The sequence below is a fragment of the Agrococcus sp. HG114 genome (genome assembly GCF_024723325.1).
Lineage (GTDB): Bacteria > Actinomycetota > Actinomycetes > Actinomycetales > Microbacteriaceae > Agrococcus.
The window spans coordinates 1-8,599 of the sequence record NZ_JANQCH010000098.1; the positions used below are offsets into that span (position 1 = coordinate 1).

Consider the following 8,599-nt stretch of genomic DNA (forward strand, 5'->3'; position numbering starts at 1 on the left):
GTGCGGGCGTCAGCCGCGCGCGATGCGCTCCGCGAGCGCCGAGAAGGCGATGCGGCGGTGGCTCAGCGCGTCCTTCTCCTCCGCGGTCAGCTCGGCGGCCGCCCGGCCGCCGCCGTCGTGCGGCACGAAGATCGGGTCGTACCCGAACCCGCCCTCGCCGCGCGGCGCATCCGCGATCTCGCCCTGCCACTCGCCGCGCACGACCGTCTCGCCGTCGGCATCGACCCACGCGGCGGCGCACACGAAGCGCGCCGCGCGGTCGCGGGCGCCTGCGAGGTTCGCGAGCAGCAGCTCGAGGTTGTCGCGGTCGTCGCGCGTGCCCGCGTAGCGCGCGGAGTGGATGCCCGGGGCGCCGCCGAGCGCGTCGACCTCGATGCCCGAGTCGTCGGCGAGCGCCGGCAGGCCCGTGCGCTCGTGCGCCGCGCGCGCCTTGATGAGCGCGTTCGCCTCGAACGTGTCGCCGTCCTCGACCGGCTCCGGCCCGTCATCGGGCAGCAGCTCGACGCCCGGCAGGAGCGGCGCGAGGATGCGCTGCAGCTCCTCGACCTTGTGCGGGTTGCGGGTCGCGACCACGACCTGCAGCCCGCCGTCACGCGGTTCGATGCCCGTCGCGCCGAAGCCGGTGTCGACCGGGCTCACGCGAGCGCCCCCTCGAGCGCCTCGCGCTGCAGCTCGGTGAGCCGCGCGGTGCCGGCGAGCGCGAGGTCGAGCAGCCGGTCGAGCTCGGCCCGGTCGAACGGCGCCCCCTCGGCGGTGCCCTGCACCTCGACGAGCAGGCCGCGGCCCGTCGCGACGACGTTCATGTCGGTGCCCGCGCCGACGTCCTCGAGGTAGTTGAGGTCGAGGGTCGGCTCGCCGCCCACGATCCCGACCGAGACGGCGGCGACCGAGTCGATGAGCGGCTTCGCGCTCCGCGGCACGCGGCCCTCGACCTGCGCCCACCGGATCGCGTCGGCGAGCGCGACGTACGCCCCGGTGATCGCGGCGGTGCGGGTGCCGCCGTCGGCCTGCAGCACGTCGCAGTCGACGGTGATCGAGAGCTCGCCGAGCGCCTTCATGTCGACCGCGGCGCGGAGCGAGCGGCCGACGAGCCGCGAGATCTCGTGGGTGCGGCCGCCGACGCGGCCCTTGACGCTCTCGCGGTCCATGCGCTCGTTCGTCGAGCGCGGCAGCATCGCGTACTCGGCGGTGACCCAGCCCTTGCCCTTGCCCGCCATCCAGCGGGGCACGGTGGGCATGACGGATGCGGTGCACAGCACCTTCGTGCCGCCGAAGGAGATGAGGGCGCTCCCCTCGGCCTGCGCGCTCCAGCCGCGCTCGATCGTCACGGGGCGCAGCTCGTCGAGCTGCCGGCCGTCGTTGCGTGCCATGGGGTCTCCTTCAGTCGGTGCGGCCGGGCAGCGTGATGACCCCGGTCTGGTGGAACTCGACGTGCGTGACCTCGGGGCCGAGGAAGCGGCGGGCGAGGCGGAGGAACGGCTCCTGCGCCTCGGTCGTCGCCTCGAACTCGTACGCGGGCGTCGCGCCGGGCGGGGCGAGCATGCGCCGATCGCTCAGGATGCGGTACACGTCGGCGGCGGTCTCCTCGGCGCTCGAGACGAGCCGCACATCGGGGCCGGCGACGTAGCCGATCGCGCCCGCGAGCAGCGGGTAGTGCGTGCAGCCGAGCACGAGCGTGTCGAGCTGCTCGGCGAGCAGCGGCTCGAGGTACTCGTGCGCGGCCGCGAGCACCTCGTCGCCCGTCGTCACTCCGGCCTCGACGAACTCGACGAAGCGCGGCGCGGCGCCCGCCGCCACGCGCGGCACGCCCGCTGCGGCGAACGCGCGCTGGTAGGCCCCAGAGCCGATCGTCCCCGCGGTGCCGATGACCCCGATCCTCCCGGATCGGCTCTGCGCCACCGCCGCGCGCACCGCCGGGTCGATGACCTCGACGACCGGGATGCCCATGCCGACCTCGTACCGCTCGCGCGCGACGTCGAGCGTCGCGGCCGAGGCGGTGTTGCACGCGATGACGAGCATCTTCACGCCCTGCGCGACGAGCGTGTCGAGCACGTCGAGCGCGAGGCGGCGCACGTCGGCCTGGTCGCGCGGCCCGTAGGGGCCGTTCGCCGTGTCGCCGATGTAGGTGATCGACTCGGCCGGCAGCTGGTCGATGATCGCCCGCGCGACCGTGAGCCCGCCGACGCCGCTGTCGAAGACTCCGATCGGGCGCTGCACGTCGGCAAGCCTAGTCGTGGCCCGCTCACGGCCCGCTCAGAGGTGCGACCGGCCAGGATGTCACCGTCGGGCGGTATCGTCATCCCTCCGCGAGTGAGGAGAGCCTGCGTGATCGAGTTCGACGCAGTGCGCAAGGAGTACCCGGGCGGCACCGTCGCCGTCGCCGGCTTCAGCCTGCGCGTGCCGTCGCACACGGTCGTCGCCCTCGTCGGGTCCTCCGGCAGCGGGAAGACGACGCTCCTGCGCATGGTGAACCGCATGGTCGAGCCGACCGCGGGGGCCGTGCGCATCGACGACGTCGACGTGCGCTCGGTCGACCCGGTGCGGCTGCGCCGCTCGATCGGCTACGTGCTCCAGGCGGGCGGCCTCCTCCCCCACCGCACGGTCGCCGACAACATCGCGACCGTGCCCGTGCTCTCCGGCCGCTCGCGGCGCGAGGCGCGGGCGGACGCGCTCGGCCTCCTCGAGCGCGTCGGCCTCGACCCCGCGCTCGCCGACCGCTATCCGGCCCAGCTCTCCGGCGGCCAGCAGCAGCGCGTCGGCGTCGCCCGCGCGCTCGCCGCCGACCCGAACATCCTGCTCATGGACGAGCCCTTCGGCGCCGTCGACCCCATCGTGCGCGAGCAGCTGCAGGCAGAGCTGCGAGCGCTGCAGGCGGAGCTCGGCAAGACGATCCTGTTCGTGACCCACGACGTCGACGAGGCCTTCGCCCTCGCCGACGAGGTGGTCGTGCTGCGCGCGGGCGCCGAGGTCGCCCAGCGCGGCACCCCGACCGAGATCCTCGCCGCGCCCGCCGACGGCTTCGTCGCCGCCTTCGTGGGCGCCGGCACCGCCCGCCGCACCCTGCGCATCCGCGACGTCGAGGGGCGCCGCGTCGTCGTCGACGGCGACGACCGGCCCACCGGGGTGCTCGAGGCCGATGCGAGCGAGGCCGCGCCATGACCTGGCTGAGCCAGAACCTCCACATCGTGTGGGAGCTGCTCGTCGACCACCTGCTGCTCTCCGTGCCGCCGATCCTCCTGAGCCTCGTCATCTCGGTGCCGCTCGGTCGGCTCGCGGCCGCGAGCCGGCGCTGGCGCACGCCGCTGCTCACCGGCACGGGCCTCCTCTACGCGATCCCGTCGCTGCCGCTGTTCATCATCATCCCGGCGATCACGGGCTTCGCCCTGCGCTCGCCCGCGACGATCATCACGGCGCTCACCCTCTACGGCTGCGCGCTGCTCGTGCGCGGGGCGGCGGATGCGTTCGCGTCCGTCCCCGAGGACGTCCGGCTCGCCGCCGAGGCGACCGGGCACTCCCGCTGGGCGAGCTTCTGGCGCGTCGAGCTGCCGCTCGCAGGGCCGGTGCTGCTCTCGTCGCTCCGGGTCGTGGTCGTCTCGACGGTGAGCCTCGTCACGGTCGGGGCGGTCATCGGCATCGCGAGCCTCGGCACGCTCTTCACCGACGGCTTCCAGCGCGGCATCGAGGCGTCGATCCTCACCGGCATCGTGCTCACCGTCGTGGTCGCGGTCGTGCTCGACGCGCTGTGCGTGCTCGCGGGCCGCGCGGCGATGCCCTGGCGGCGGGCGGTGGCCGCGTGAACCTGCTGCTCGACGCGCTCGCGTGGGTGCTCGACCCCGCGAACTGGGCGGGGTCGGGCAGCATCGGCGCGCGCATCCTCGAGCACCTGGGGTTCTCGGCCGCGGTCGTCGCCGCCGCGTGCGCGGTCGGCATCCCCGCGGGGGCCGCGATCGGCCACTCCGGCCGGGGCCGCTCGCTCGTGATCCTGCTGACGAGCGGTGCGCGGGCCCTGCCGACGCTCGGACTCCTGACGATCCTCGGCCTCGCGCTCGGCATCGGGCTCGAGGCGCCGTTCCTCGCCCTCCTCGTGCTGGCGCTGCCGCCCGTGCTCGCGGGCGCCTATGCAGGCGTCGAGTCGGTCGCGCGCGAGACGGTCGGCGCCTCGCGCGCGATCGGCATGACCGAGTGGCAGATCGTGCGCGGCGTCGAGCTGCCGCTCGCGGCGCCCGTGCTCCTCGGCGGGATCCGCTCGGCGGCGCTGCAGGTCATCTCGACCGCGACGCTCGCCGCCTACGTCGCCGACACCGGGCTCGGCCGTCCCCTGTTCGAGGGGCTCAAGACGCAGCGCTACGACATGATGCTCGGCGCATCGCTGCTCGTCGCGCTCCTCGCGCTCGCCGTCGAGCTGTGCTTCCAGGCGCTCCAGTCGAGCGCATCCCGCCGCGCGGCGCCGCACACCGGCCGCCCGCAGTCCGCCCGCCCCCACCGCGCCGCCCTGGGCGCCAGAGAGAGGACCCCCGCATGAACGAGAGCTTCCGCAGGAGCGCGCTCACCCTCGCAGCGCTCGGCACCGCCGCCGCCCTGCTCGTCGGCTGCGCGAGCGCCGACCCGCTCGCCGAGGAGAGCGCGGAGCCCTCGGCCGGCGGCGACGGCACGACGCTCGTCGTCGGCTCGCAGGACTACTACTCGAGCGAGATCATCGCCGAGCTGTACGCGCAGGCGCTCGAGGACGCCGGCTACACGATCGACCGGCAGCTGCGGATCGGCCAGCGCGAGGTCTACATGCCCGAGATCGAGTCGGGCTCGATCGACCTGTTCCCCGAGTACACCGGCCCGCTGCTGCAGTACTGGACGCCCGACCCGCCCGAGCGCACGAGCGAGGAGGTCTACGACGCGCTCGTGGCCGCCGCTCCCGAGGGGCTCACGATCCTCGACCAGGCCGAGGCGACCGACCAGGACTCGTACGTCGTCACGCGCGAGTTCGCCGAGCAGTACGGGCTCGAGACGGTCGCCGACCTCGCCGACGTCGACGTGCCGCTCACGATGGGCGCCAACTCCGAGGCCGAGAGCCGCCCGAACGGCCCCCAGGGGCTCGCGAGCGTCTACGGCATCGAGGTCGGCTTCACGCCGATCGAGGACGGCGGCGGCCCGCTCACGATCCGCGCGCTGCAGGACGGCGACATCCAGCTCGCGATCGTCTACACCGCCGACCCGACGATCGCGCAGAACGACCTCGTCGTGCTCGAGGACACCGAGGGCCTCTTCCTCGCGTCGCACGTCGTCCCGGTCGCGAGCGACCGCGTCGACGAGGCGGCGCAGGAGGTCGTGAACGGCGTCACCGCGGCGCTCTCCTCCGACGCGCTCATCGAGCTCAACCGGCGGAGCGTCGAGGAGCAGTCGCCGGCCGCGGAGATCGCGCGCGACTGGCTCCAGGAGGAGGGGCTGGTCGGCTAGCGCCGCGCGTCGCCCGGCACGACGGCGAGGCGGCTCCGCACCATGCGGTGCATGGGGATGCCGCCCCACGTCGGGCCGGTCGACACGCGCTCGTCGAGGTGCACGAAGCCGCGCCGCTCGTAGAACCGGGCCGCGCGCGCGTTGCCGTCGATGAGCCACAGGTAGTGCGGGCGGTCGTCGACGACCGCGTCGAACAGCGCCGCGCCGAGGCCCGTGCCGTGCATCTCGGCGGCGACGTAGAGCCGGTCGAGCTCGCGGTCCGCGGGAGGCGGCACGAGCCCGAGCTCGCGCTCCCAGCGCGCGGGCGCCGGCCCGGCGGCCGCGATGCCGACGATGCGCCCGCCGCGCCACGCGATCCGGCGGACCGCGTCGCGCGGCTCGGCGAACACATGGGCGAGGCCCTCGACGTTCGCCTGCGCGAGCCCGCGCACCGCGAAGTCGCCGGGCAGCATCCCCGCGTAGGTGCGCTGCTGCTCGCCCACGAGGAACCGCGCCCACGCCTCGGCGTCGGAGGCGGCCGGTTCGCGCAGCGCCACGCCGTCCGGGAGCGGTCGAGCGGTCGAGGTCCGGGGGCTCGCGTCGTGCACCGGCCCACGCTAGCGGCTCCCGCGGCCGTCCGGATGCCCCGAAGTAGGCTGGCGCCGTGACCGACACCGCGCTGATGACCGACCGCTACGAGCTCACCATGATCGACGCCGCGCTGCGCTCCGGCACCGCGTTCCGGCCCTCGGCGTTCGAAGTCTTCGCGCGGCGCCTGCCCGGCGCCCGCCGCTACGGCGTCGTCGCCGGCACCGGGCGGTTCCTCGAGCGGCTCGCCGAGTTCCGCTTCGGCGACGCCGAGCTCGCGTTCCTGCGCGAGCAGCACGTCGTCTCCGCCGAGCTGCTCGACTGGCTCGCCGATTACCGCTTCTCCGGAGACATCCGCGGGTACGCCGAGGGCGAGCTCTACTTCCCCGGCTCGCCCATCCTCGTCGTCGAGAGCACGTTCGCCGAGGCGGTCGTGCTCGAGACGCTCGCGCTCTCGGTGCTCAACTACGACTCCGCCGTCGCGAACGCCGCGACGCGCATGCACCGCGCCGCGAAGGGCCGGCCGCTCGCCGAGATGGGCTCGCGCCGCGCGAGCGAGGAGTCGGCGATCGCGGCGGCGCGCGCCGCCTACATCGCGGGCTTCGGCGCGACGAGCAACCTCGCCGCGGGCGCGCGGTGGGGCATCCCCACGATGGGCACCGCCGCGCACTCGTTCACGCTGCTGCACGACTCGGAGGCGGAGGCCTTCCAGGCGCAGATCGACACGCTCGGCGTCGGCACGACGCTGCTCGTCGACACGTACGACATCGAGCAGGGCATCCGCACGGCGATCGAGGTCGCCGGCCCGAAGCTCGGCGGCATCCGCCTCGACTCGGGCGACCTCGCCGACGTCGCGGCCGAGGCGCGGGCGCTGCTCGACTCGCTCGGCGCGACCGAGACGCGCATCACGGTCACGAGCGACCTCGACGAGTACGCGATCGCCGGCCTCCAGGCGAGCCCGGTGGATGCGTACGGCGTCGGCACGAGCGTCGTGACCGGCTCGGGCGCGCCCGCGGCCGGGATGGTCTACAAGCTCGTCTCGCGGCAGGGCGACGACGGCCAGTGGGTGGGCGTCGGCAAGCGCAGCGAGGACAAGGCCTCGAAGCCCGGCGAGAAGGTCGCCGTGCGCACGCTCGAGCGCGGCGTCGCGGTCGAGGAGACGGTGCTCGTGAGCGACGACCCCGCGATGCTCGACGCGGCGGCCGAGCGCGGGCGCGCGCTGCAGGTGCCGCTCGTGCGCGCCGGCGAGATCCAGCGGGAGTGGCTCGGCCACGGCGGCGTCGAGCTCGCGCGCCAGCGGCACGCCGCCTCGGTCGAGGAGCTCCCGGCCGAGGCGCACCGGCTCGCCCGCGGCGAGCCCGCCATCCCCACCGTCTTCCGCTGACGCATCCGCCCGTCATCGGCGGCGCGGCGGGTCACTCGTCGCGGAGCCGCTCGTAGATCTCCTTGCACGTCGGGCAGATCGGGAACTTCTCGGGGTCGCGCCCCGGCGTCCACTTCTTGCCGCACAGCGCGCGCACCGGCTTGCCGGAGAGCGCCGACTGCAGGATCTTCTCCTTCTTCACGTAGTGCGCGAAGCGGTCGTGGTCGCCGTCCTCGACCGACTCCTCGTTCAGCAGCTGCTCGAGCTCGCGGTCGAGCACGTCGGTGCTGCCGCCGGTGCCCACCGTCTCCGGTCCTGGGGTCAAGGTCATGCGCCCATGATCCCACGCTCAGGCCGTTCCCGGCCTGATGCGATCACCATGGTCGATGCGCTCCGACGAGAGCGGGACGAAGGAGGACGCCATGCGGGAGCTCGACCGCGACGACGACATGAGCTGGCTCGTGAAGACGCTCGACAGCATCCTGGGCGTGCAGCGGCCGCTCGTGGTGAACCACCTGCGCAACCTGCGCCGCAAGCACCCCACGATGACGCCCGAGGAGATGATCCGGCGGCTCGAGAAGCAGTACCTCACCGCCGTGACGGGCGGCGGCGCCGCGGTCGGCGCGAGCGCCGTGGCCCCCGGCGTCGGCACCGTCGCGTCCGTCGGCCTCACGATGGCCGAGACGGTGGGCTTCCTCGAGGCGAGCGCGTTCTACGCGCAGGCGGTCGCCGAGGTGCACGGCATCGCCGTGCAGGACGAGCAGCGCGCCAAGGCGCTCGTCATGGCGCTCATGCTCGGGCCCGGCGGCAAGGCGCTCGTGCAGCGCGTCGGCGACCAGGTGCTCGGGCGGGGCCGCAAGGGCAACGCGTTCTGGGGCGAGATCATCACGACGTCGCTGCCGAGCGGCGCGATGGGCCAGGTCATCGACCTCATGCGGCGCGCGTTCCTGCGCCGCATGGCGCGCAACACCGGCGCCGGCATGCTCGGCCGCGCGCTGCCGTTCGGCATCGGCGCCGTGATCGGCGGCGTGGGCAACCGCATGCTCGGGAAGCAGATCGTCGCGGCCGCGCGCGAGGCGTTCGGGCCCGCACCCGCGGTGCATCACGGGTTCCTCGACCCGGCGCCCGAGTCGGAGCGGCGCAGCCTCGGCCAGCGCATCCGCGAGGCGCGCGCGATCGAGCGCGAGGGGCTCGGCGGCGGGCTGCGGCGCCTCCGCG

At 74.5% G+C, this 8,599-nt stretch carries 11 protein-coding genes; 6 read left to right on the forward strand and 5 right to left on the reverse strand.

The annotated features are described in order from the left end of the window. Positions 1-9 precede the first annotated feature (9 nt). From rdgB to murI, 3 genes are read right to left on the reverse strand one after another with little or no spacing between them, the layout of a single operon-like run. Positions 10-639 (reverse strand): RdgB/HAM1 family non-canonical purine NTP pyrophosphatase, encoded by a 630-nt coding sequence (rdgB, locus tag NWP09_RS09660; protein WP_258275304.1) that lies wholly within the window; start codon positions 637-639, stop codon positions 10-12. After that, positions 636-1,370, reverse strand: a complete 735-nt coding sequence (rph, locus tag NWP09_RS09665) for a ribonuclease PH (protein ID WP_258275305.1) — start codon at positions 1,368-1,370, stop codon at positions 636-638. Before rph ends, rdgB begins: the two co-directional genes overlap by 4 nt. Positions 1,371-1,380: 10 nt before the next feature. Next, positions 1,381-2,217 (reverse strand): glutamate racemase, encoded by an 837-nt coding sequence (gene murI / locus NWP09_RS09670; protein WP_258275306.1) that lies wholly within the window; start codon positions 2,215-2,217, stop codon positions 1,381-1,383. Between the two features lie 108 nt (positions 2,218-2,325). Between murI and NWP09_RS09675 the strand changes: the two genes are divergently transcribed. From NWP09_RS09675 to NWP09_RS09690, 4 genes are read left to right on the forward strand one after another with little or no spacing between them, the layout of a single operon-like run. Next, the gene (locus NWP09_RS09675) at positions 2,326-3,159 is read left to right on the forward strand and encodes an ABC transporter ATP-binding protein (RefSeq protein ID WP_258275307.1); all 834 of its coding nucleotides are present in this window, start codon (positions 2,326-2,328) and stop codon (positions 3,157-3,159) included. After that, positions 3,156-3,797 (forward strand): ABC transporter permease, encoded by a 642-nt coding sequence (locus NWP09_RS09680; RefSeq protein WP_258275308.1) that lies wholly within the window; start codon positions 3,156-3,158, stop codon positions 3,795-3,797. The genes NWP09_RS09675 and NWP09_RS09680 overlap by 4 nt, the downstream gene beginning before the upstream one ends. Continuing rightward, a complete protein-coding gene (locus tag NWP09_RS09685) occupies positions 3,794-4,522 on the forward strand; it encodes an ABC transporter permease (protein WP_258275309.1) in 729 nt (242 codons plus the stop codon). Before NWP09_RS09680 ends, NWP09_RS09685 begins: the two co-directional genes overlap by 4 nt. Further along, a complete protein-coding gene (locus NWP09_RS09690; RefSeq protein WP_258275310.1) occupies positions 4,519-5,451 on the forward strand; it encodes an ABC transporter substrate-binding protein in 933 nt (310 codons plus the stop codon). Before NWP09_RS09685 ends, NWP09_RS09690 begins: the two co-directional genes overlap by 4 nt. Here NWP09_RS09690 and NWP09_RS09695 read toward each other — a convergent pair. Continuing rightward, a complete protein-coding gene (locus NWP09_RS09695; protein WP_258275311.1) occupies positions 5,448-6,038 on the reverse strand; it encodes a GNAT family N-acetyltransferase in 591 nt (196 codons plus the stop codon). The two genes, NWP09_RS09690 and NWP09_RS09695, sit on opposite strands and share 4 nt — an antisense overlap. Before the next feature lie 56 nt (positions 6,039-6,094). Between NWP09_RS09695 and NWP09_RS09700 the strand changes: the two genes are divergently transcribed. Beyond that, positions 6,095-7,402, forward strand: a complete 1,308-nt coding sequence (locus NWP09_RS09700) for a nicotinate phosphoribosyltransferase (protein ID WP_258275312.1) — start codon at positions 6,095-6,097, stop codon at positions 7,400-7,402. A gap of 31 nt (positions 7,403-7,433) precedes the next feature. Here the strand turns inward: NWP09_RS09700 and NWP09_RS09705 are convergent, their stop codons facing one another. Then, a complete protein-coding gene (locus tag NWP09_RS09705) occupies positions 7,434-7,712 on the reverse strand; it encodes a DUF3039 domain-containing protein (protein WP_258275313.1) in 279 nt (92 codons plus the stop codon). A 91-nt stretch (positions 7,713-7,803) separates the two neighbouring features. Here NWP09_RS09705 and NWP09_RS09710 point away from each other — a divergent pair. Next, a partial coding sequence (locus tag NWP09_RS09710; protein ID WP_258275314.1) for a hypothetical protein occupies positions 7,804-8,599 on the forward strand: 796 nt, incomplete at its 3' end.

Excerpts from the sequence above, each read along its gene's own strand:
- NWP09_RS09690 (WP_258275310.1), top strand. The coding sequence starts at position 4,519 with ATGAACGAGAGCTTCCGCAGGAGCGCGCTCACCCTCGCAGCGCTCGGC.
- NWP09_RS09705 (WP_258275313.1), bottom strand. The coding sequence starts at position 7,712 with ATGACCTTGACCCCAGGACCGGAGACGGTGGGCACCGGCGGCAGCACC.
- NWP09_RS09680 (WP_258275308.1), top strand. The coding sequence starts at position 3,156 with ATGACCTGGCTGAGCCAGAACCTCCACATCGTGTGGGAGCTGCTCGTC.
- rph (WP_258275305.1), bottom strand. The coding sequence starts at position 1,370 with ATGGCACGCAACGACGGCCGGCAGCTCGACGAGCTGCGCCCCGTGACG.